Origin of the sequence: Variovorax sp. RCC_210, assembly GCF_041355175.1 — a bacterium.
Classification (GTDB): Bacteria; Pseudomonadota; Gammaproteobacteria; order Burkholderiales; family Burkholderiaceae_C; genus Variovorax.
This window is the reverse complement of the sequence record NZ_JBFUPJ010000011.1, coordinates 226085-246039: the sequence shown is the minus strand read 5'-3', so window position 1 is coordinate 246039 and position 19955 is coordinate 226085. Positions and strand designations below refer to the sequence as shown.

General features: G+C 69.9%; 20 protein-coding genes. 6 read left to right on the top strand and 14 right to left on the bottom strand.

Translation table 11 applies throughout. The features are described from left to right. The first annotated feature begins 6 nt into the window (after positions 1–6). From AB6807_RS27180 to AB6807_RS27165, 4 genes are all read left to right on the top strand, one after another. Entirely contained in the window at positions 7–1296 is a 1290-nt protein-coding gene (locus AB6807_RS27180; RefSeq protein WP_371086969.1) for a TIGR02270 family protein, read from the top strand. A gap of 13 nt (positions 1297–1309) precedes the next feature. Then, positions 1310–1477: a hypothetical protein gene (locus AB6807_RS27175; protein ID WP_165840544.1), complete on the top strand. Its 168-nt coding sequence runs from the start codon at positions 1310–1312 to the stop codon at positions 1475–1477. An 89-nt stretch (positions 1478–1566) separates the two neighbouring features. After that, on the top strand, positions 1567–3342 hold the full coding sequence (tagH, locus tag AB6807_RS27170; RefSeq protein ID WP_371086968.1) for a type VI secretion system-associated FHA domain protein TagH: 1776 nt from the start codon (positions 1567–1569) through the stop codon (positions 3340–3342). A gap of 14 nt (positions 3343–3356) precedes the next feature. Continuing rightward, positions 3357–4178 carry a PP2C family serine/threonine-protein phosphatase gene (locus tag AB6807_RS27165; protein WP_371086967.1) on the top strand — a complete coding sequence of 274 codons (822 nt, stop codon included), beginning with the start codon at positions 3357–3359 and terminating at the stop codon, positions 4176–4178. Between the two features lie 56 nt (positions 4179–4234). Here the strand turns inward: AB6807_RS27165 and AB6807_RS27160 are convergent, their stop codons facing one another. The 6 genes from AB6807_RS27160 to tssA all read right to left on the bottom strand — a co-directional run bounded on the left by AB6807_RS27160 (position 4235) and on the right by tssA (position 10351). Continuing rightward, positions 4235–5218 (bottom strand): peptidoglycan-binding protein, encoded by a 984-nt coding sequence (locus tag AB6807_RS27160; RefSeq protein WP_371086966.1) that lies wholly within the window; start codon positions 5216–5218, stop codon positions 4235–4237. 28 nt (positions 5219–5246) lie between these two features. Then, positions 5247–6437 carry a hypothetical protein gene (locus AB6807_RS27155; RefSeq protein WP_371086965.1) on the bottom strand — a complete coding sequence of 397 codons (1191 nt, stop codon included), beginning with the start codon at positions 6435–6437 and terminating at the stop codon, positions 5247–5249. 67 nt (positions 6438–6504) lie between these two features. Continuing rightward, on the bottom strand, positions 6505–6981 hold the full coding sequence (locus AB6807_RS27150) for an Hcp family type VI secretion system effector (protein ID WP_371086964.1): 477 nt from the start codon (positions 6979–6981) through the stop codon (positions 6505–6507). Between the two features lie 179 nt (positions 6982–7160). Further along, positions 7161–8654: a type VI secretion system contractile sheath large subunit gene (tssC, locus tag AB6807_RS27145; RefSeq protein WP_116913973.1), complete on the bottom strand. Its 1494-nt coding sequence runs from the start codon at positions 8652–8654 to the stop codon at positions 7161–7163. Positions 8655–8697: 43 nt separating this feature from the next. Continuing rightward, positions 8698–9213: a type VI secretion system contractile sheath small subunit gene (gene tssB / locus AB6807_RS27140; RefSeq protein WP_116913974.1), complete on the bottom strand. Its 516-nt coding sequence runs from the start codon at positions 9211–9213 to the stop codon at positions 8698–8700. Between the two features lie 88 nt (positions 9214–9301). Then, on the bottom strand, positions 9302–10351 hold the full coding sequence (tssA, locus tag AB6807_RS27135) for a type VI secretion system protein TssA (RefSeq protein WP_371086963.1): 1050 nt from the start codon (positions 10349–10351) through the stop codon (positions 9302–9304). Between the two features lie 71 nt (positions 10352–10422). On the opposite strand from tssA, the gene tssJ reads away from it, so the two are divergent. Then, positions 10423–10935 carry a type VI secretion system lipoprotein TssJ gene (gene tssJ, locus AB6807_RS27130; RefSeq protein ID WP_116913976.1) on the top strand — a complete coding sequence of 171 codons (513 nt, stop codon included), beginning with the start codon at positions 10423–10425 and terminating at the stop codon, positions 10933–10935. Between the two features lie 59 nt (positions 10936–10994). Here the strand turns inward: tssJ and AB6807_RS27125 are convergent, their stop codons facing one another. Next, positions 10995–12176: a type VI secretion system protein gene (locus AB6807_RS27125; protein ID WP_371086962.1), complete on the bottom strand. Its 1182-nt coding sequence runs from the start codon at positions 12174–12176 to the stop codon at positions 10995–10997. 38 nt (positions 12177–12214) lie between these two features. After that, on the bottom strand, positions 12215–13543 hold the full coding sequence (locus AB6807_RS27120; protein ID WP_286517232.1) for a DotU family type IV/VI secretion system protein: 1329 nt from the start codon (positions 13541–13543) through the stop codon (positions 12215–12217). 242 nt (positions 13544–13785) lie between these two features. Here AB6807_RS27120 and AB6807_RS27115 point away from each other — a divergent pair, with 242 nt between their 5' ends. After that, positions 13786–14490, top strand: coding sequence for a response regulator transcription factor (locus tag AB6807_RS27115; protein ID WP_116913979.1), 705 nt, complete (start codon positions 13786–13788; stop codon positions 14488–14490). Between the two features lie 90 nt (positions 14491–14580). Here the strand turns inward: AB6807_RS27115 and AB6807_RS27110 are convergent, their stop codons facing one another. From AB6807_RS27110 to AB6807_RS27085, 6 genes are read right to left on the bottom strand one after another with little or no spacing between them, the layout of a single operon-like run. Then, positions 14581–15912, bottom strand: a complete 1332-nt coding sequence (locus AB6807_RS27110; protein ID WP_371086961.1) for an MSMEG_0569 family flavin-dependent oxidoreductase — start codon at positions 15910–15912, stop codon at positions 14581–14583. Between the two features lie 30 nt (positions 15913–15942). Then, positions 15943–16227, bottom strand: a complete 285-nt coding sequence (locus tag AB6807_RS27105; protein ID WP_286517234.1) for an MSMEG_0570 family nitrogen starvation response protein — start codon at positions 16225–16227, stop codon at positions 15943–15945. Beyond that, positions 16218–17231, bottom strand: a complete 1014-nt coding sequence (locus AB6807_RS27100; protein ID WP_371086960.1) for a sll0787 family AIR synthase-like protein — start codon at positions 17229–17231, stop codon at positions 16218–16220. The genes AB6807_RS27105 and AB6807_RS27100 overlap by 10 nt, the downstream gene beginning before the upstream one ends. Continuing rightward, positions 17228–17797, bottom strand: coding sequence for an MSMEG_0567/Sll0786 family nitrogen starvation N-acetyltransferase (locus AB6807_RS27095; RefSeq protein WP_371086959.1), 570 nt, complete (start codon positions 17795–17797; stop codon positions 17228–17230). The genes AB6807_RS27100 and AB6807_RS27095 overlap by 4 nt, the downstream gene beginning before the upstream one ends. Positions 17798–17799: 2 nt before the next feature. Beyond that, positions 17800–18882 (bottom strand): MSMEG_0568 family radical SAM protein, encoded by a 1083-nt coding sequence (locus tag AB6807_RS27090; RefSeq protein ID WP_371086991.1) that lies wholly within the window; start codon positions 18880–18882, stop codon positions 17800–17802. Continuing rightward, complete coding sequence (locus AB6807_RS27085; protein WP_371086958.1) at positions 18845–19945, bottom strand: Nit6803 family nitrilase; 1101 nt, start codon at positions 19943–19945, stop codon at positions 18845–18847. The genes AB6807_RS27090 and AB6807_RS27085 overlap by 38 nt, the downstream gene beginning before the upstream one ends. Between the last annotated feature and the right edge of the window lie 10 nt (positions 19946–19955).

Sequence of the window (19955 nt, the reverse complement as noted above, 5' to 3'; positions counted from 1 at the left end):
GACCTCATGAACACCGTGGCCGGCACGTTCGTTTCCGCGTCCAACCCGACCGTCGTGGCACGCCACGCCGAGGAAGCGGCGCTGCTCTGCAGCCAGCGCTTCTTCCTCGTGCGCGCGGGGCACGTGAGGCTGCACCATCTGCGCCGGCTCGACGACCGGCTGGCGGCACACCTCGACGGCCTTGGCGTGGCGGGCGAAGCCGGTAGCCGGGCCACCGACGAGGCGCTTGCCAACCTGGGGCCCGGCGAAGTGTTCGCCTCGTTCGCATTGGCGCTGGACAACCGCGACGACCGGCGCATCGCGCACATGCTGGCACTGGCCGAGACCGTCGCCGACGCGCGCGAGGCTTCGGCGTTGGCGGTCGGCTGGGCCTCGGCCCAGTCGCTGCGCGGCATCGTCGGTGAACTGCTGGTGTCGCCCGAGCCGCTGCGCCGCGCCATCGGCATTGCCGCCTGCGACTTCCATCGCGTCGATCCTGGCGGCATGCTCGCCGAAGCGATGTCCGACGCCAGTGCGCTGTTGCGCGCGCAGGCCTTGCAGGCCGCAGGCGACTGCGGCCGCCAGGACCTGGTGGCGCGCTGCATCGCCGCGCTCGGGGACGAAGACGCGGCCTGCCGCTTCTGGGCCGCGCGGTCGGCGGTGCTGCTGGGGGAGCGCCAGAAACCCGTGCCTGCGCTGCTGGAGGTGGTGCGCGTGCCTGGCGGGCTCTTTCGAACGCAGGCACTGGAACTGCTGTTGCAACTTGCAGATGCCGCGCGCGCCGCGCCGCTGTTGCGCACGCTGGTCGCGCAGCCGGAGGGCTTGCGTGACACGATCCGCGCGGTGGGCGCCGTCGGCGACGTGCAGGCCGTGCCGTGGCTCGTCGAGCAGATGGCGGAGCCCGCGCTCGCGCGGCTGGCGGGCGAGGCCTTCACGACCCTCACCGGGGTCGACCTGGCGTGGAACGACCTGGAACGCAAGCCATCGCAGCAGATGCTCGCGCCGGATGCGGACGACCCCGAGGCCGCGGACGTCGCCATGGACGAAGACGAAGGCCTGCCATGGCCCGACCCCGAACGGCTGATGCACTGGTGGGAGGCCAACGCCTCGCGCTACCCTGCTGCCGGCGAGCGCTGCTTCATGGGACAGCCGCCTTCCTGGCCGCACTGCCTGCGGGTGCTGCGCCTGGGCTGCCAACGCCAACGCGCGGCGGCGGCGGCGTACCTGTGCCTGCTGCGGCCGGGCACGCAGCTCTTCCCTATAGGCGCGCCCGCATGGCGCCAGGAGCGCTGGCTGGCGCAGATGCCCGAGGAATGAAGCAGGCCCACCGATGGCAGCGAAGTACGTTCTTGCCGCGCTCGCACTGGCCTTTCTCGTTGCGGCGGGCGGGCGGTACGTGCGCGGGCGTGGCGCCAGAGACCCGGCGGTGCGCACCTGGCTCCTCATCGCCCTCATCTTCACCGCCGTCGCAGCCTGGCTGCAATGGCATACCTCTTAAGGCGAGATTGCCAACATGCACCTCGGAATGAATACTCCTTGCGAGCTCGTTCGGGCGCATTCAGCCACGGAGCCTTCGGGGGCCCATTCATGATCCATATCGCTGTCATCACCCGGCAAGGCGCTCCGGCGGGGCAGTCCATTGCCGCGGACTTCGGGCCCGACGGCGGCACCATCGGCCGCGCCGACACCAACACCCTGGTGCTCGACGACCCCGACCGCACCGTCTCGCGCGTGCACGCGCAGGTGCTGTGCCGCGACGGCCGCTACTTCGTGATCGACCGCGGCAGCAACCCGATGCAATGCAACGGCGTGTCGCTGGGCTCGGGCAAGGAGGCCGCACTGGCCGACGGCGCGCGGCTGGTGATCGGCAGCTTCGAGCTCACGGTGCGCGTGCAGGCGGCACCCGCGATGGCCGCGCGTGGGGCGCCGGCGGGCGCGCCCATCATTCCGGACACGATGCTCGGTGCACCGATGAATGCACCGATGAATACGCCAATGAGTGCACAGGCCGGCACGTCTTCGAGCGACGACCCCTTCGCGGACCTGCTCGCGGGGCTCTCGCCGCCAGCGGCACCCGCTGCGGCACCTGCGCCCCGGCCTTCCGCCGCGCCGGTCGATTCGCTGCTGTTCCCCGACCCGATGGCCAGCGGCTCGCGCAATGCGCAGGCCGACAAGGTCGATCCGTTTGCGAACCTGCTCGGCCCCGGCAGTGGCGCTGGTAGCGGCGGGGGGGGATCCGCCGGCGCACCGGACGCCTTCTCCGCCTTCTCTGATTTCTCTGACCTCGGCGCACCGTCCGCGCACGGCAAGGCGGCCGGCATCGACGACCTGTTCGGCGGCATGGGTGCGGGTGGCGGCATCGGCGGCGATCCGCTGGCGCTGTCGCCGCTGGCCGATCCGCTGCTGCAGCCCAACACCGCGTCCGATGCCGATCCGCTCGCCGCCCTGCAGCGCGCCGCGCCCGCCACGCCGAGCCCGCGCGGCGACCACCTGCCCATCGACCAGTTCGGCTTCAATCCGCCGAAGGCGGTGGTGCCGTCGGCGCCTGCTCCTTCGGCTCCACCCGCTCCACCGGTCCAGCCCCTTGCGCAGTTCGACGACATGACGGGCCAGCCGATCCGCATCGTCGGCCCCGACAGTTCGGGCAAGGCCTTCGAGCCGTTGCCTGCTTCACCGCCGCCCCCACCGCCACCACCTGCGTATGTCGCGCCGGCCCCGCGCCCCGCCGCGCCGGCGGCCGAGCGCACAGCCACCGACGACGAGCTGCTCGCCGCCTTCCTGCGCGGCCTGGCCAGCACGCACCAGCCTCCCACGACGCTCACGCCGGGGCTCATGGAGCGTGTCGGCTCCATGCTGCGCAGCGCCACCGAAGGCACGCTGCAGCTGCTGCTCACGCGCCAGGAGTTCAAGCGCGAGGTGCGCGCCGAGGTCACGATGATCGCGGCGCAGGCCAACAACCCGTTGAAGTTCTCGCCCACGGTCGAGGTGGCGCTCGCGCACCTGCTGGGCCCGGGCGTGCGCGGCTTCATGCCGCCGGAGGCCGCGATGCGCGACGCCTTCGACGACCTGCGCGCCCACCAGTTCGGCGTGATGGTGGGCTTGCGCGCGGCGCTGGCCCATGTCATCGCGCGCTTCGAGCCGGCGGAGCTGGAGAAGAAGATCAGCGCCAAGACGGCGCTGGACGCGCTCTTCAGCGCCAACCGCAAGGCCAAGCTCTGGGACCAGTTCGTGTCGCTGTACGGCGGCATCGCGAGCGAGGCCGAGGACGACTTTCATACGCTCTTCGGCAAGGCCTTCCTGCAGGCCTACGAAGAGCAGATGGCGCGCCTGAAGAACCACGGCGACGCCAACCCCCCCAGCTGAAGCGAGGCACCCGCTTGGAAATCGAAATCGTCACGCTCTCCCGACAGGGTGGCCGCACCTACAACGAAGACGTGCACGGCCACTGGCACGACGAGCGCTACGTCGCCTGCCTGGTGGCCGACGGCGCCGGCGGCCATGGCGGCGGCGACGTGGCGGCCGCCACCGCGCGCGCCAGCGTGCTGGCGGGCTTTGCCGCGGCACCGGGGCTGGACGAGCCCACGCTGCGCGGCCTGGTGGCGCAGGCCAACCTCGACGTGGTGACGCGCCAGGCCGAAGGCGGCACGCTGGCGGGCATGCGCTCGACCATCGTGTTCGCGGCCATCGACCTGGAGAGCCAGGCGCTGGCCTGGGTGCACAGCGGCGACAGCCGGGCCTATTTGTTTCGCGGCGGCGCCATCGTGGCGCGCACCACCGACCACAGCCTGGTGCAGCAGATGGTGGCCGGCGGCATGCTCGACGAAGAGGGCGCGCGCCTGCATCCGCAGCGCAACATGCTGCTGTCGGCGCTCGGCTCGGTCGACGAGGCGCCCGACATCGCGGTGTCCGACCGCATGCGCCTGCTGCCCGGCGACGTGCTGCTGCTGTGCAGCGACGGCGTGTGGGAGCCGCTGGGCGACGAGCGCCTGGTCGACACGCTGCACGCCTCGCGCACCCCCAGCCAGTGGACCGCGCTGCTCGACGCGCAGGTCAAGGCCAACGCCAAGCCCGGCTACGACAACTACACGGCGCTCACGCTGTGGGTGATCGACGAGGACGCGGACGCGACGCGGTTGATGCCGATGGAAGGGATGGGGGGGCCGGAGGGCGAGGGGCCGCAACCACCGTCGGGCGACTGACGGCGACCGAGCGAGCGGCCGACGCGCTTTCGCGCGCCGCCCGCGCGCTCATTGGCTCACTGGCTCACGAGCAGGTGCGCATCCAGGTCGAACGGAATGCCGCTGGCCGCGAACGCGAACTGCGCGTAGCAGTCGGCGTTGTGGGTGCGCTGCCATGGCAGCAGCTTGGCGTACTTGCCGTTCTTGCTGTGCGCGTAGGCGTGGTCGTCGATGTCGTTGCCGCTGCCTTCGATGGGGCCGGCATAGTGCGCGCCTTCGTGGATCAGCACATAGGCGAAGGCGTCGCTGTCCAGGTTCTGCATGCGCGCGCACAGGTAGATGGTGCCCATGGGGATGCCGTTCCAGGTCTTGTTGCGCTGCTCCAGCGCGTAGCCGCCCGAGAAGGTGAAGGCATAGGCGCCCACGTTGCTGTCGAGCGGCTCGTCTTCCAGCAGCACCAGCCCCTGCGGGATGTGGCCCAGCGCGGTCTGCATGTTCACGTAGATGCTGTCGATGAAGTCGATGGCGCCGCTCCATCCGCGCGCGCCGGGAAAGCGGTCGACCTGGAAGTGCAGCACCAGCTTGTTCCAGTTCGACTTGCCGATGCCGGTGAAGTCGGGAAACCCTTCCTTGAAGTGGCGCGCCGAGGTGAGCGCGCCGCGCGCGATGTTGATGATGCCGAGCGCGCGTGCCCGGTTGGTCATCATCTCGGCCGGAAGCGCCGTGTAGGTGGCGCTCGCATGGCACAGCTCGCGGTCGGTCTGCTTGCCGGGGTCGATGGTGCCGTCGGCGGCGGCCGGGCCGAAGTGCTTTTTCTGGAAGGCAACGATCGCTTTCTGCGTGAGCGGGCCGTGGATGCTGTCTTCCTTCAGCTTGGGATTCGGGCCACCTTCGAGCAGCGGAAAGCGGTTGAGCGCCTTCTGCACCTTCAACACGTCGGGCGCGAGGTTGCGGCAGCGCGCGGCCTGGCCCACAGGCGCGCTCAGGCCCAGGGTGGCGCCGCCCGTGAGCGACTGGATCTTCTTGCAGCCTTCGTGACCGCAAAAGGCAAGCATGGCCATGGTGTGTCCCTTTTGTTGGTTGTGTCGTTCACAGGCCGGGCGTGGTGCCCAGCGCGTGGTGCAGGGTGCAGCTCGGCATCTGGCCGTGCAGGTTCTGCTGCACCTGGAAGAAGTGCGGCCGGTTGGCCCAGCGGGCCTGCGGCAGGCACACATAGCGCATGTTCGGCGGTGCCGTGGTGGGGTAGCGCGCCAACCACTGCTGCGGGGTCTCGCCCTTCAGGAAAGGCGTGCTCTTGTCGCCGATGTAGCGCACCAGGATGCGGTCGGGCGCGGCGCAGGACGCGAAGTCGGCCTGCCAGCTCTGGTCGGCCATCAAAATGCCGTCGAAGTCGTACACGAAGCGCACCTTGGCCGCGAGCGTGGGGCAGTTGTCCACGAAGGTCTTGATGTGCCGCAACCCGCTGCTGTAGCAGGCCAGCAGCAGCATCGGAAGCTCCCGGTCCGCGCCCGCGCCGCACACTTCGCGGTCGATCTGGCGCAGCGCCTGCAGCAGCCGCTGCTCGCCGGTGGCGCTCACGCTGGCGCTGGCCTTGGCCAGGCCGGTGAACAGCTTGATGCCCTCGCCGGGCTCGGGCACCAGCGCCACCACGTCTGTGCCCGAGAGCGCGAGCTGGTTGCGTATCTGGAAGCGCCCGACCAGCATGTCGCCCATGCCGTTGGCCAGGCCGCCCGCGAAGGCGTCGTGGTGAAAGTAGATCAGGTAGGCCTTGGGCGTCTTCGTGCCCGGCCGCGCGGTGGCCACCACATGCGCGGCGGGGTGGTCCGCCAGCCGCCAGGCGAAGGTGGGAAAGGCGTCGCCCGCATGGGTGTCGCCGTTGAAGTTCAGCCGGAAGGTGCTGGCGACATGCACGCTGTCGCTCAGCAGGGCCTGCGGCTTGTTCAGCAGGCCCCAGGCCGGCGTGGGTGTCACGCGTTGCAGCACCGGCACCGGCGGCGGCTTGTTCGGGTCGATGCCCAAAGAGGCCAGCAGCTGCGCCAGCGCGGCCAGCGTGGCGCCCAGGGGGTCGATGCGACCGTCGATGGCCGGCACGCGCAGGGCGGTCTGCAGCAGGCGGATCGCGCCGATGGTGATCGGGCCGCAGAGCCCGTCGAGCGCCAGGGCGGCGTTGGGGCCGCCCCGGGTGCGGGGCACGAGGTTGAGCGCGCCCTGGATGATGCCCACGTCGGCCGGGAGGTTGACGCCTCCGAAGCCCACGGAGCGGGTGATGACGAGTGCCATGGCGGCGGTGCCCCGGGTCCTCGCGCGGCGCTTGGCCGCCCTCGGGGCGGGGCGCCGCGCGGCGGACTCAGCGGGTCTCGGTGCTGCGCGTGTCCCAGCCGAACTTGATGTCGCCGCCCATGCTGCCGTCGGGCTTCTGCGGCTTGTAGGCGAACTCGATGTCGCCGTACGAGATCGATACGGTCTCGTGCACTTCGCCGCCTTGCGCGGCGCTGATGTTCACGTCGGAGATGTACACCTCCTTGAGCTTCACCGTCAGGAAGGTCTGCTGGCCTTCGCCCGACTTGGCCATGGTGAGCGTGGCGGTGTCGAAGTGCTTGCCGTTGGCGCAGAACTTGGCCAGCGTGGGCGAGGCGCTGTCGTACTTCTTCGAGCAGCTCAGCATGCCCGGCGTGCCCTTGCCCACGGCCGAGCCGCCGCCCACGGTGCACGAGGCGTTGTGCACGCCCCAACTCCAGTTGAACAGCGGGATCTCGTCCTTGTGGTCCTTGTGGGCGGATTCGCCCTTCACGCCGTCCAGCTTCAGATGGCAATCGATGCTCATGTCGGTTCTCCTTGGTGGCCAGTCGATGGGGTGGCCGGTTGATGAAATTGCTTCGAGGCGGTCCTTCGACCTGTGCCGGGCGGTGCGTTCGTTGCGGTTCCTGGCCGGCTGTATCTAGAACGAAGGAGGAGCGCGCGTTTCAAACACGAAGACGCGGTCCCCTTAAAAAATCAAATGCCTTACTTGCCACCCTTGGCCGACGGCAGCTTCGACACCAGCCGCAGCGACACGGTGAGGCCTTCGAGCTGGTAGTGCGGGCGCAGGAAGAACTTGGAGGTGTAGTAGCCGGGGTTGCCCTCGACCTCTTCCACCACCACCTCGGCGGCCGCCAGCGGCTTTTGCGCCTTGGTGGTTTCCGACGAGTTGACGGGGTCGCCGTCCACGTAGTTCATGATCCATTTGTTCAGCCAGCGCTGCATTTCCTCGCGCTCCTTGAAGCTGCCGATCTTGTCGCGCACGATGCACTTCAGGTAGTGCGCGAAGCGGTTGCAGGCGAACAGGTAGGGCAGGCGCGCGGCCAGGTTGGCGTTGGCGGTGGCGTCGGGGTCGTCGTACTCGGCCGGCTTGTGCAACGACTGCGCGCCGATGAAGGCCGCGAAGTCGGAGTTCTTGCGGTGAATGAGCGACAGCAGCCCGGCCTTCGACAGCTCGGCCTCGCGCCGGTCGCTGATGGCGATCTCGGTGGGGCACTTCTGGTCGACGCCGCCGTCGTCGCTGGGAAAGGTGTGCAGCGGCAGGTTCTCCACCGCGCCGCCCGACTCGATGCCGCGAATGCGCGAGCCCCAGCCGTACAGCTTGTACGAGCGGTTGATGTTGGTGGCCATGGCGTAGGCCGCGTTGGCCCAGGCGTACTTGCCGTGGTCGGCGCCGGCGGTGTCTTCCTCGAAGTCGAACTCCTCCACCGGGTTGGTGTTGGCGCCGTAGGGCGTGCGCGCCAGGAAGCGCGGCATGCACAGGCCCAGGTACTTGGCGTCGTCCGATTCGCGCAGCGAGCGCCAGCCGGCGTACTCGGGCGTGAGAAAGATCTTGGTCAGGTCGCGCGGGTTCGCCAGCTCCTGCCACGACTCCATCTGCATCAGGTTGGGGCTGGCGCCGGTGATGAAGGGCGCATGCGCGGAGGCCGCGATCTTGGCCATCTCGCCGAGCAGCTCCACGTCGGGCGGGCTCTGGTCGAAGTGGTAGTCGCCCACCAGCGCGCCGAAGGGCTCGCCGCCGAACTGGCCGTACTCCTGCTCGTAGATCTTCTTGAACATCGGGCTCTGGTCCCAGGCCGCGCCCTTGAACTTCTTCAGGTTCTTGGCCAGCTCGACCTTGGAGATGTCCATCACGCGGATCTTCAGGTGCTCGTCGGTCTCGGTGTTGTTCACCATGTAGTGCAGGCCGCGCCATGCACTCTCGAGCTTCTGGTAGTCGGGGTGGTGAATGATCTTGTTCACCTGGTCGGTGAGCTTGGCGTCGATCGCGGCGATCATGGCCTGGATCGACTTGGTCACGTCCTTGCCGATGACGGTGCTGTTGGCCAGCGCCTGCTGCGCCAGCGTGAGCACCGCGGCTTCGACGGCGCTCTTGGCTTCGTCGCTGCGCGGCTTGAATTCCTTTTGCAGCAGCGATGAAAAGTCGCTGCCCGCGTAGGCGACGTCTTTCAGCGCGCCCTGTTCGAGTGCTTCGGCCATGGTGGTTCTACTCCTCGGTTAACCGGTGTTCTGACGATGGGGTTCAGGCGGCGGGTGCGCTGCCGTCTTCGGGCTTCTTGCTGGCGGCCAGCGTCTGCAGCAGGGCCGGGTCTTCGAGCACCTTGGCCAGCAGGTCTTCGGCGCCGCCCTTGCCGTCCATGTAGGTGACCAGGTTCGACAGCTGGGTGCGCGCCTCGAGCAGCTTGTTCAGCGCGCCCACCTTGCGGGCGACTGCGGCGGGCGAAAAGTCTTCCATGTTCTCGAAGGTGAGCTCCACCTTCAGGTCGCCCTCGCCGGTGAGCGAGTTCTCCACCGCGAAGGCGGCGCGCGGCTTCATGGCCTTCATGCGCGAGTCGAAGTTGTCGACGTCGATCTCCAGGAACTTGCGGTCGGCCACCGGCGCGAGCGGGTCGGCCGGCTTGCCCGACAGGTCGGCCAGCACGCCCATCACGAAGGGCAGCTGCACCTTCTTCTCGGCGCCGTAGAGCTCCACGTCGTACTCGATCTGGACCCGGGGCGCCCGGTTGCGGGCGATGAATTTCTGACTGCTCTTGGCCATGGAGATGCTCCTTGCGGGGGTGAATGGGGCGGTGTCTGAAGACGGGAAGAACGGGAAGAGAAAAAGAGAGAACGAGGAAAGCGGTGAATCAATCGGACGGACGCCGTCCGGTCACGGTCTCGATGGTGTCCATCGCGTTCGGCGCGAGGTTGGCCATGATCTCGAGGAAGCTCACGCCGATGAGCTTCTTGGCGCGCTCGATCAGCAGCGGTGCGGGGTTGCCGGGCTCGGCCTGCTCGAGGTAGCGGATCACGCGGTCGAGCATCTGCACCGCGTCCTGGCGGTTCTGGATCTCGCCGCGCGCGGCGGCGGGGCGCGATGCGTTGCCGCTGCCGTTGCCCGCCTGTGCGTCCGCGTCGCCGTCTGCCGCAGCAGCGTCCTGCGCCGCATCGGCCGGCGCGCCACTGGCGGCGGCGCCGGCCTTGTGCAGCACCCGCGCAATGGTGCGCAGTGCATCGAGATCGACCACGTCGGCGCGGCCGGTGCGCTCGACCACCAGCGCCTGCAGCCGGTCGACCAGCGCCAGCAGGCCCACGGCCGCCTGGATCGCCTCGGGCTGCTCGGCCTGGATGGCCTCGAGCCCGCCCTGCACCTGTGCGGTGGAGTAGGTGGCCTCCCCGCCCACGGCGGTGAGCGCGTTGTGCGCAATGGCGATGTCGCGCACGCGGATCGGCCCCACGCCACGCGCGATGCCGACCTGCGCTTCGTACAGGTCGCGCAGGCCCATAGCCTCGTCGGTCAGCGGCGCGAGTGCGTTCAGGCGCATCGTCGGGTCGTTGTCGTCGTCGGCATCGAGCTTTGGATGTATGCCGTCCCAGAAAGAGTCGAGCAGGCGGTCGAGCAACTGCATGCCGGCCACGAAGCCGCGCACGCCCTGCATGCGCGCGGAGGCACGCAGCAGCAGCACCGCGACGCGCACGTCCTTGCTGCGGCGCAGGACGCTTTCGGCGCGCTCGCCCACGTCGCGCCACTCGGGCTCGACCGCGGGGATCACGGTGTCGCCGAACTGTTGCTCCGCCTTGCCTTGCGCGGCGGCCACGAGGGCCATGAAGTCCGCGTCGTATTCGAGATCGTCGCCGCACGGCGCTGCTTCGCCGATGGGCGCGAGCAGCGTGTCTGCAAGTTCTGGAGTCAGCATGTTGCCTGTTCGAGTTGGCTGGTGATAATCAAAGAAGCACCTGAACCGGTCAATGCAACGAAGGGAATAGCATGCGCACGCTGGGTACACACCATTCGTCCTATGAAGGCTTCATTGCCGCCCCGATGCGACGCCGCATCGCCGTTCTCGGCCTTGCTGGAGCGGCTCTTCTGATGGCGGGGTGCGCGGCCAAGCCGGTGGTCACCACGGTGGCCGTCACGCTCACGGCGGGCACCGATGCCAACCCCGACGCGCGCGGGCGCGCATCGCCGCTCACGGTGCGCGTCTATGCCATGAAGTCGCCCGGGCCATTCGAGGGCGCCGACTTCTTCTCGCTGTTCGAGAAAGACCAGGCCACGCTCGGCGCCGAGCTGGTGCAGCGCGAAGAGGTGCTGCTGCGGCCCGGCGAAAGCCGCAAGCTCGACTTCAACCTGCCGGCCGATGCGAAGTCCATCGGCGTGATGGCCGCGTACCGCGACCTCGACCGCGCGCGCTGGCGCGAGGTGCGCCCGGTGACCACGGGCAAGGCGCAGTCGCTGGACGTGACCTTCGGCGCGCGCCAGATGCGCGTGGACGCCAAGTAAGGACAAGGCCGAGGGCCAAGGCAACGGCAGGGGCAAGGGAACGCGCGGCGCCGTCGCGTTCAAAGCGTGCCCATCATGGTGGTGGACGTGTGCTCGGTGTTCTCCACGCGCGATGCGTGGCCCGTGTTCGACGACGGGCGCCCCGGCCGCATCAGCGGCTGGTCGGCGGGCAGGAAGCGTTCGAACAGGTCGTTCACGAACGCGCCGTCGCCCACCGGCGATGCATTGGCCGTGAGGTACAGGCCGCGCCAGCGCGGCGCGCGCACGCCCTTGCCGTGGGGCTCGAACAGCACCTGCGCGAACTGGCGCAGGCCGGGCTGCAGGGCGCGCAGCGCTTCCACGAACTCATGCACCGCGAGCCGGCCCGTGGCCTCGTGCTGCGTGCGCAGCAAGGCCGCGCGCAACGCATGCAGGTGCTGCGCGAGCGGCTCGAACACGGCATCGAAGCGCTCGCCCGCCGGTGTCTCGATGAAGGCGGAGGGGTTCGTCAGCCGGTGCCCCAGCACCTGCGACAGCACCTCGGGCGGCAGCGCGCGGCGCACCGTGGCATAGCCGTCGAGCCGCTCCAGGCCGGTCACCACGAGGTAGGTGGGCAGCTGCAGGCGCAGCGTGTCGCCGGTTTCGTCGAGCAGGTGGCGCATGCGCGCGGCCAGGGCCTTCAGCTCGGTGCCGTCGGCCTGCAGCAGCTCGTTGGCCGCCACGCCGACCACCAGGCCGTTCAGCGGAAAGCGGTCGCGGCGTACCGCCAGGGCCAGCAAGGACTGCAGCCACATCGCGCGCACCGGCGGCGTGCCCGCGGTGTCGCCGACCGCGGCGGGATGCAGCTCGATGGCCACGGTGGCACCGGTCAGCCACCAGTGCCACCAGGTGTCGGTGAACGGCACGCTCACGACCGGTTCGGCCGGGGGCACGCGCTGGCCGCGCGCGGTGGCCAGCAGGCCGGGCAGGTTGGCGGCCGCATCGCCGAAGCAGAGGAACCAGGGCACGGGCGCTGCGCGCTTCGCTCCGGCCGCCGTCGTCATACGCCGCAGCGCCTGCTGCGCTTGCGCCATCGCGTCGCGCAGCGATTCGACCGCCACCTCGTCGGCGGCATCAAGCGGCGCGCCGAGCGCCGCGATGCGACGCTGCACCGCGCGTCGGCGCGCGCCGCAGCCCGCGTCGTGCACCACCGCGTACAGCAGGCCGAAGCCCAGCAGGCACAGCGACAGCAGCAGCCAGAAGCGCAGGGCGGGCGTCAGCATGGGAGCGGTCTCGTGGCGGTCATGGTGGTCATGCGGTGTCAGCGGGGCACGGTCTGCAGGAACACGAAGTCGGCGATGAGCCGCTCGCTGTTCTTGCTGGCCGCCAGCGCCTCGCGCACGCGCAGCAGGTAGGCGGAGGCCAGCTCGAAGGGCGGGCGGTCGGAGGTCTCGGCGAACGGCATCGGCGCGGACAGCACCGTGACCAGCACGCTGCCGAAGGGCGGGCTCACCAGCCAGCTCGACGGAATGTCGCGCCCGAAGTCCAGCGTCTGCCCGGCGTGCAGCAGCACGGGCGCCTGCCCGGCGTTCAGGTGCATCACCGAGCCGTCGACGGTGTAGTAGTCGACCCAGATGTAGCTGTCGTGGCGCGGCGCCACCACCTGCACGCGCACGTTGTCGCCTTCGCGCAGCTTGCCGTCGTGCGCGGAGGGCGCCTCCACGTCGAGGCCGTAGGCCTTCTCGATGTTGCGCACCTGGTAGGGCTTCAGGATGGAGAACACCTCGCAGTGCGGCCACACGCGCAGGCCGATGTCGAACTGCGGCGACTTCACGCCGGGCATGGCCGCGACCTCGCGCTCCACGCGGGGCACGTCCTCGGGCAGGGAGACGAAGCCGCGCACATGGGTGCCGCCTTCGGGGTCCACCGTGGCCGAGAGGTCGGCGCAGGCAAAGCCTTGCAGGTGCTGCTCGATGCGCTGGCCCAGGCCGGTGGCGGCGGCCGGCGGGCCGGTGGACCACAGCCACAGCAGGTAGAGCAGCGGCAGCATCAGCGCCAGCGCGGCGGCGCTGCGCAGCAGGGTGCGATCGCGCCGCCGGGTGTCGTTGGGGCCGCGCGGGTCGGCCACGCCGTAGGGCTGCGGCGTGATGTGTTCCTGGGCCAAGGTCGCCAGGTCGTCACCGGGCGGCTGCAGGTTCAGCTGGCGGCCATGCAGGTCCTTGAGCTTGCCGAGCTCACCCTGGTCGCCTTCCTCGAAGTAGTACTGGCCCTTGAAGCCCAGCGCCATCGCGTGCCAGTACACCTCGCGCACCGCGTCGTCGTCGGGGCCCAGGGCCGACAGGTGGTGGAAGAACTCGCTGTGCGCGTTGGTGGAGTTGAAGAGCTGCGCCTGCAGCGGCGCGGTGCCGTTGGCGCCGGGGTGGCGCGCCAGGATCTCGTCGATCCACGCGACCATGGCGAAGGCGGCCAGCTCGACCTGCGCGGCGGGGGTGCCGGCGGCGTCGGCGTCGCAGCGCGCGGCCTCCAGCAGGCGGCGGGCTTCGCGTTGGGCCTCGGCATGGGGCAGGGCGGGCGCGCCGGCCGCGATCGACGCGTCCAGCGCCAGGCCGAACGAGATGAGGGCGGAGAAGCAGTCGTACAGGCGAGCCATGGGCGCTGCCCGCTCAGTCGAGGGTTGCGAAGGATGCCTTGCACCGGCGTCTGCTCAGTTGGCACATGCCCATGTCCCCGGTTCCTTCGAGTAGGGGGCCATTCTTTCAAGGGGGGCGCCGCGTGCGCCATACCGCTTGGGGTCTATGCCGTTGGTGGGGCCGCCGCCCTTGTGGTGCGGGGCATTCGCCGGTATCTTCGGCGGCTGCAAGTGCACTGAACGCTGGGACACGGGGAAACGCCATGAAAATCCTGATCGCCGACGACCACAGGCTCGTCATCGAGGCGGTCAAAGCCAAGTTGTCGGAGCTGGAACCCGGCATCGAATTCGTCCTGGCGATGAGCGTCGACGAATTGCTTGCCGGAGCCACCGACGACCTCGACCTGGCCCTGATCGATCTCAACATGCCCGGTGCCGACGGGCAGGCCCACATCGACGACATTCGCCGCCGCCATCCCGCGGTGCCGGTGATCGTGCTGTCGGGCTACGAAGACCCGGCCATCATGCGTGCGGCGCTGGAGCGCGGCGTGCTGGGCTTCATTCCGAAGGCCTACTCACCCGAGGTGATGCTGTCGGCGGTGCGGCTGGTGCTGGCCGGCGGGGTGTACGTGCCGCCGATGATGCTGACGGCGCTGCCGCCGGGCATCGTGGCGGGCATGGCGCCGCAGGCGGGCACCGAAGCGCTGGCGCGTGGCGGCAGCACGGGTGGCAACGGCGGCGGCACGCAGACGCTGGAGCACCTGCGCAACGTGCTCACCGAGCGCCAGGTCGAAGTGCTGCAGCTGCTGTCGCAGGGCAAGCCCAACAAGCTGATCGGGCGCAGCCTGGGCATCAGCGAAGGCACCGTCAAGATTCACCTGGCCGCGATCTTCCGCGCGCTGAACGTGCGCAACCGCACCGAGGCGGTGGTGGCGGCGCAGGCTTTGACCGAGGCGCAGCAGGCCTGAGGGGCTGCTGTTTTCAGGGTTTCGTTTTTCGGGGCGGGTGCACAGGGCACGGCGCTGGCACGTCGCTGATGCGGGCGCCCTGGCTTGTGCCTAGGCTGCTTTGAGCGTTGGAGCTGGCGGCGCCTGCGTTGCGCTTTCACTCAAGCCCGTCTTTCGTTCCTCGATGGCCTCGGCCAGAAATTCCGCATCGCGCGCCACGCCCGAGAAACGGCCCGACCCCCAGGTGTGCAGCCATGGCAGGCCCAGGAAGTACAGGCCGGGCTCGTTCGTCACGCCGCGCAGGTGCACCGGCGCGCCGCGGCCATTGAACACCGGGGCATCGACCCAGGCGAAGTCCGGCGAGAAGCCGATGCACCACACCACGCTGGTGATGCCGGCGGCCGCAAGGTCGAGCCGGGTGCGTTCTTCAGCAGGTTCCCACACGGGCGTGTAGACCGAAGGTGGGGGCGCGTCGATGCCTTGCGCGGCGATGAACTTGTCGATGGAGGCGTTGATGCGGTTGTAAGTGTCGTCGGCGCTGTCCAGGTTGTCGCGCAGGTTGGGCTGCAACTCGAAGTTGCCGCCGTCGAAGCCGCTCAGCAGGCCGTACAGCTGCATGCCCTCGAGGGCGAAGCGCCGCAGGTCGATGTCGCGGCCGCCGTCGCGCCCGGTCACGTAGTGGTTAGTGTTGTCGCGCACACCCTCGCGCAGCGGGTGCTCGGTCACGGGCATGTCGTAGTACTTCATGTCGGCGAGCCAGTCGACCACCTCGCGGCCGCGGTAGAAGCGCGCGCAACGCGGTGCATGGCCCGTGGCCAGGTGCACCTTGCGGCCGGCCAGGTGCAGGTCTTCGGCAATCTGCGCGCCCGACTGGCCGCAGCCCACGACCAGCACCGCACCCTCGGGCAACTGGGCTGCGTTGCGGTATTGCGCGGAGTGGAACTGCGCCACGTTCGCGGGCAGCTTCTCAGCCAGGCGCGGCACGATGGGGCGGTGGTAGCCGCCCGAGGCCACCACCACCTGGTCGGCGGTGTAGGTGCCGGCGTCGGTCTGCACGCTGAAGCGGTCACGTTCCCCGCTGGCCGGCATGCGGAACACGCGCTCGACGGTCACGCCCTCGATGGCCGGGGCCTTCACGTGGTCGACGAAGCCGGCGAGCCATTCATTGATCTGGTCCTTGACCATGAAGCCGTGCGGATCGGCGCCGGTGTAGCCCCAGCCTGGCAGCTGGCACTGCCAGTTGGGGGTGACGAGGCAGAACGAATCCCAGCGTTGCGTGCGCCAGGTGTGCACGAGGCTGCGCTTCTCGATGACGAGGTGATCGATGCCGCGCTGCTGCAGGCAGTGGCTGAGCGAGAGGCCGGCCTGGCCGCCGCCGACGATGACGACGCTGTAGTGGCTGCGCCCGCCGTGGGGAAAGGAAGGGTGGGTGGGGTGGGACATGGGGTGCTTCTTTCTCTTGAATGGGGAGCGTCAGTCGAACGCGAGCACGGTCACCTCGGCGCCGGCCGTGTCGCTGAAGCGCAGCGCGATGTGCTCGATGTCGCCGAGCTGGTCCATCGCCTGCGAACAGGCGAAGCCGTACTTGGCGCGCACGCGCTCCGAGGCGATGCCGAGCGCCTCGCGCGTGCGGTGCAGGAAGTCGCCCAGGGCGTAGCGCTGGCCGGGCACCAGGTGCTCGCGCACCACGCTGGAGGGCGAGTAGCAGCGCGTTTCGCTGCCGTCGGGCCAGCGCACGTGGAAGTGCGTCACGGGCATGGCACGGCCTCGGCCAGGGCGGGCGGCTGGATGAAGGCGTCGCTGCCGAAGTCCCACAGCAGGGCTTCTTCGCCATGGGCGCGCAACCGGACCTGGCGCGACGCATCGACCTCGCCGACAACGCCGCAGGCGATGTCGCGCGCGGCAAAGCGCGCCAGCACGCCGGCCACCTGCGCGGGCGCCACGCTCAGCACGAAGCCGTAGCTCGGGAACGACGAGAGCCAGCGCAGCAGCGGCACGCCGTCGGGCCGCGGCAGGGCGTCGAGGTGGATGCGCGCGCCCACGCCCGAGCATTCGAGCAGCATCATGGCCGTGCCCACGGCGCCGGCCATGCTGATGTCCTTGCCCGCGCGGCACAGGCCGTCTTCGGCCAGCAAGGGCAGCACTTCGAGGTCAGCGCGCAGTCGCGCGGCGGGCGCGCTGGTCGATGCGTTCCAGTACGGAAAGGGCTCCTGGTATTCGCCGCGCAGGTCGGCGGCCATCACCAGCAGGTCGCCCGGCCTGGCGTCGAAGCTGGTGAGCAGCTTGCGCGCGTGGCCGAGGATCGCGACCGCGAGTTGCGGCCGCTCGCTGCGGTTGTTGCTGTGGCCGCCGACGATGGGCACGCCGTAGCGCACGGCAGCCTCCGCGAGCCCGCGCAGTACGTCGTCAGCCGGGTTCATGCCGGTGCTCCACAGCGCATCGACCACCGCGGTGGGGCGCCCGCCCATGGCGTAGATGTCGCTCACGTTCACCATCACGCCGCAGTAGCCCGCGAACCAGGGCATGCGCACGATGAAGTCTTCCACCAGCCCCTCGATGGCGAACAGCAGGTAGCCGCCGTGGCCGTCGGGAATGGCCGCGCAGTCGTCGCCGATGGGCACCGCCTGCGCCAGCGCGGCATGGCCGCCGGGCAGCGAGCGGCCCAACGCGGCCACCACGTCGCTGATGTCGCGCTTGTGGGCGAAGCCGCGCGTGGCGCGCAGCGCCTCGGCCACCGCCCGCACATCGATGGGCTCGGTCATGCGGCCACCTTCGCGCGCGTGACGAAGCCGCTGACCGGGTCGTGGCACGGCGAGTACCAGCCCAGGTCGGCCTGCATGCGCGCATGCGGCCGGCCGTGCACGCTGGTTTCCTCGCGCAGCTGCCAGCCCAGCTTCTTGAACAGCGGCACGTTCTGCATCTGCACCTGCGCCAGGAAAGTGGTGCAGCCCAGCGCATGGGCGCGCGACACGGCCAGGCGGATCAGCGTGGCACCCAGGTGGCCCTGGCTGCGGAATGCCGGGTGCACGGCCAGGCGGGAACCCCACCATTCGCCATCGTCACCTGCACCTGGGCCGCGGTGGATGCGCACCGTGCCCACCACCTGCTCGGGCATGCCGCCGTTGCACGACATGGCCACCAGCAGTTGCGCATGGTCGTCGACGGCGTCGCGGTCGTCGCGCGCGAAGATGCCCTGCTCGATGCAGAACACCGCCCGGCGCAGCGCCATGGCCTGGTCGTGCTCCCACTGCTGCGCGGCTTCGCGCACCAGGTATTCGACGGGCGCGTAGTGGTCCGCCATTTCGCAGAGGTCGTCGATGCACAGCATGGTCAGCCTTCGCTTTCTCTTTCGTAGATCGACAGCGACGAGCAGGCGCCGCACTTGCCGCAGCCGGCCTTGATGTCGGCCGAGCGCAGGCCCGCCGCCACCACGCGCTCGCCCAGCGGCGCGAGCAGCGACTTCATGAACTCGGGCGAGGGGGCCGGGTGGTCTTCCAGCGGCGTGCCGCTGATCGGCACGAAGGGCACCACGAAGGGGTACACGCCGCGTGCGAGGAGCTGGTCGCAGGTGTCGAGGATGGCGTCGCGCGTGTCGCCCAGCCCGGCCAGGATGTAGGTGCTGACCTGCCCGCGCCCGAACACGCCCACGGCCGCCTCGAAGGCGCTCATGTAGCGCGACACCGGCACGCCGGCCTTGCCCGGCATGATGCGTTCGCGCACCTCGGGCGTGACCACCTCCAGGTGCATGCCCAGCGTGTCGATGCCCGCGGCCTTCATGCGGTGGAACCACTGGTCGTCGTCGGGCGGCTCGCACTGGCCCTGGATGGGAATGTCGACCGCAGCCTTGATGGCGAAGGCGCTCTCGCAGAGGATGGCCGCGCCGCGGTCGGTGGCGTTGGGCGTGCCGGTGGTCATCACCATGTGCTTCACGCCGTCGAGCAGCACGGCGGCGCGGGCCACCTCTGCCAGTTGCTCGGGCGTCTTGCGCGCCACGGTGCGCCCGGCCGCGAGCGACTGGCCGATTGCGCAGAACTTGCAGCTCTTCTTGCGGCTCTCGTAGCGGATGCAGGTCTGCAGCACGGTGGTGGCCAGCACGTCCGCGCCGTGCAGCGTGGCAATGTGCGAGTAGGGCACGCCGTCGAAGGTCTGCATGGCGTAGAAGCGCGGCTGCTTCGGAAAGCTGATGCGCGCGATGGGAATGTTGCCGCGCATCACGCGGCTCATGCCCTGCGCGTCGGGCGCCTCGGCCGTGAAGGGTGAGTGCCAGGCGGTGGAGGTGTGCACCGGCACCATGATCGTGTGGCCGTCGACCGTCACGGCCTTGTGGTCCGAGGGCCCCGCGCCGCCGCGGCGGCTGGCGACACCGGCCGAAGGGTCAACCAGCCGCAACCCGAAGGACTGCAGCTCGGTCATCAGTTGCCGGCTGTGGGGCTGTGTCGTGGTGGTGCTCATGTTCGGGGCTCCTGGAGGCGAAGGGTTGCGTGGGGTGCAGCGCGTGCGTCGAGTGCATCGCCTGAGGCGAGTGCATCGCGTGCGTCGCGTGCATCGGCACCGTGGTCTGTGCCGGGCGGTCGTTGATGGCGAGCGACAGCAGCTCGGGCCGCGCGTAGTGGCCGACCGAATCCATCATTCGCTTGCGCTTGGCGATCAGCGCCATGTCGAGGTCGGCCACCACCATGCCTTCGCCTTCAGTGAGGGGCGGCGCCAGGTGCTTGCCCTCGGGCGAGACGATGGCCGTGTGGCAGCCGCCGCGCAGCGCCTTCTGCAGCTGCGCGTCGGGCGTGACCGCGCGGATCTGCTCGTCGGTGAGCCAGCCGGTGGCGTTGACCACGAAGCAGCCCGACTCCAGCGCGTGGTGGCGGATGGTCACTTCCATCTGCTCCGCGAAGATCGGGCCCACCAGCGAGCCGGGGAACTGCGCGCAGTGGATCTCCTCGTGCTGCGCCATCAGCGCGTAGCGCGCGAGCGGGTTGTAGTGCTCCCAGCAGGCCAGTGCGCCGACGCGGCCCACGGCGGTGTCGACCACCTTCAGGCCCGCGGCGTCGCCCATGCCCCAGACCATGCGCTCGTGGTACGTGGGTGTGATCTTGCGGCGCTTGAGCGCCAGGGTGCCGTCGGCGTCGAACACCAGCTGCGTGTTGTAGAGGCTGCCGTGGTCGCGCTCGTTCACGCCGAGCACCACCACCATGCGGCGTGCGCGGGCGCGCTCGGCCACGGCCTGCGTGACCGGGCCGGGCACCACCACCGCGCGCTCCGCCAGCCGCAGGTGCGGCGCGCCCTGCAGCACCGGCGGCAGCACGAAGCTGAAGTAGGGGTAGTAGGGCACGAAGGTCTCGGGAAAGACCGCCAGCTGCGCGCCCCGGGCGGCGGCCTCGTCGATGGCGGCGCACACCCGCTCGAGCGTGCCGTCGGGGCGCTCGAAGTCGGGCGCGATCTGGATCGCGGCGGCGCGCACGGTGCGGGGTGGGGAAGCCATCGCTCGCGCT

Excerpts from the sequence above, each read along its gene's own strand:
- AB6807_RS27180 (WP_371086969.1), top strand. The coding sequence starts at position 7 with ATGAACACCGTGGCCGGCACGTTCGTTTCCGCGTCCAACCCGACCGTC.
- AB6807_RS27175 (WP_165840544.1), top strand. The coding sequence starts at position 1,310 with ATGGCAGCGAAGTACGTTCTTGCCGCGCTCGCACTGGCCTTTCTCGTT.
- tagH (WP_371086968.1), top strand. The coding sequence starts at position 1,567 with ATGATCCATATCGCTGTCATCACCCGGCAAGGCGCTCCGGCGGGGCAG.
- AB6807_RS27160 (WP_371086966.1), bottom strand. The coding sequence starts at position 5,218 with ATGGCCATGCTTGCCTTTTGCGGTCACGAAGGCTGCAAGAAGATCCAG.
- AB6807_RS27155 (WP_371086965.1), bottom strand. The coding sequence starts at position 6,437 with ATGGCACTCGTCATCACCCGCTCCGTGGGCTTCGGAGGCGTCAACCTC.
- AB6807_RS27150 (WP_371086964.1), bottom strand. The coding sequence starts at position 6,981 with ATGAGCATCGATTGCCATCTGAAGCTGGACGGCGTGAAGGGCGAATCC.
- tssC (WP_116913973.1), bottom strand. The coding sequence starts at position 8,654 with ATGGCCGAAGCACTCGAACAGGGCGCGCTGAAAGACGTCGCCTACGCG.
- tssB (WP_116913974.1), bottom strand. The coding sequence starts at position 9,213 with ATGGCCAAGAGCAGTCAGAAATTCATCGCCCGCAACCGGGCGCCCCGG.
- tssA (WP_371086963.1), bottom strand. The coding sequence starts at position 10,351 with ATGCTGACTCCAGAACTTGCAGACACGCTGCTCGCGCCCATCGGCGAA.
- tssJ (WP_116913976.1), top strand. The coding sequence starts at position 10,423 with ATGCGCACGCTGGGTACACACCATTCGTCCTATGAAGGCTTCATTGCC.
- AB6807_RS27125 (WP_371086962.1), bottom strand. The coding sequence starts at position 12,176 with ATGCTGACGCCCGCCCTGCGCTTCTGGCTGCTGCTGTCGCTGTGCCTG.
- AB6807_RS27120 (WP_286517232.1), bottom strand. The coding sequence starts at position 13,543 with ATGGCTCGCCTGTACGACTGCTTCTCCGCCCTCATCTCGTTCGGCCTG.
- AB6807_RS27115 (WP_116913979.1), top strand. The coding sequence starts at position 13,786 with ATGAAAATCCTGATCGCCGACGACCACAGGCTCGTCATCGAGGCGGTC.
- AB6807_RS27110 (WP_371086961.1), bottom strand. The coding sequence starts at position 15,912 with ATGTCCCACCCCACCCACCCTTCCTTTCCCCACGGCGGGCGCAGCCAC.
- AB6807_RS27105 (WP_286517234.1), bottom strand. The coding sequence starts at position 16,227 with ATGCCCGTGACGCACTTCCACGTGCGCTGGCCCGACGGCAGCGAAACG.
- AB6807_RS27100 (WP_371086960.1), bottom strand. The coding sequence starts at position 17,231 with ATGACCGAGCCCATCGATGTGCGGGCGGTGGCCGAGGCGCTGCGCGCC.
- AB6807_RS27095 (WP_371086959.1), bottom strand. The coding sequence starts at position 17,797 with ATGCTGTGCATCGACGACCTCTGCGAAATGGCGGACCACTACGCGCCC.
- AB6807_RS27090 (WP_371086991.1), bottom strand. The coding sequence starts at position 18,882 with ATGACCGAGCTGCAGTCCTTCGGGTTGCGGCTGGTTGACCCTTCGGCC.
- AB6807_RS27085 (WP_371086958.1), bottom strand. The coding sequence starts at position 19,945 with ATGGCTTCCCCACCCCGCACCGTGCGCGCCGCCGCGATCCAGATCGCG.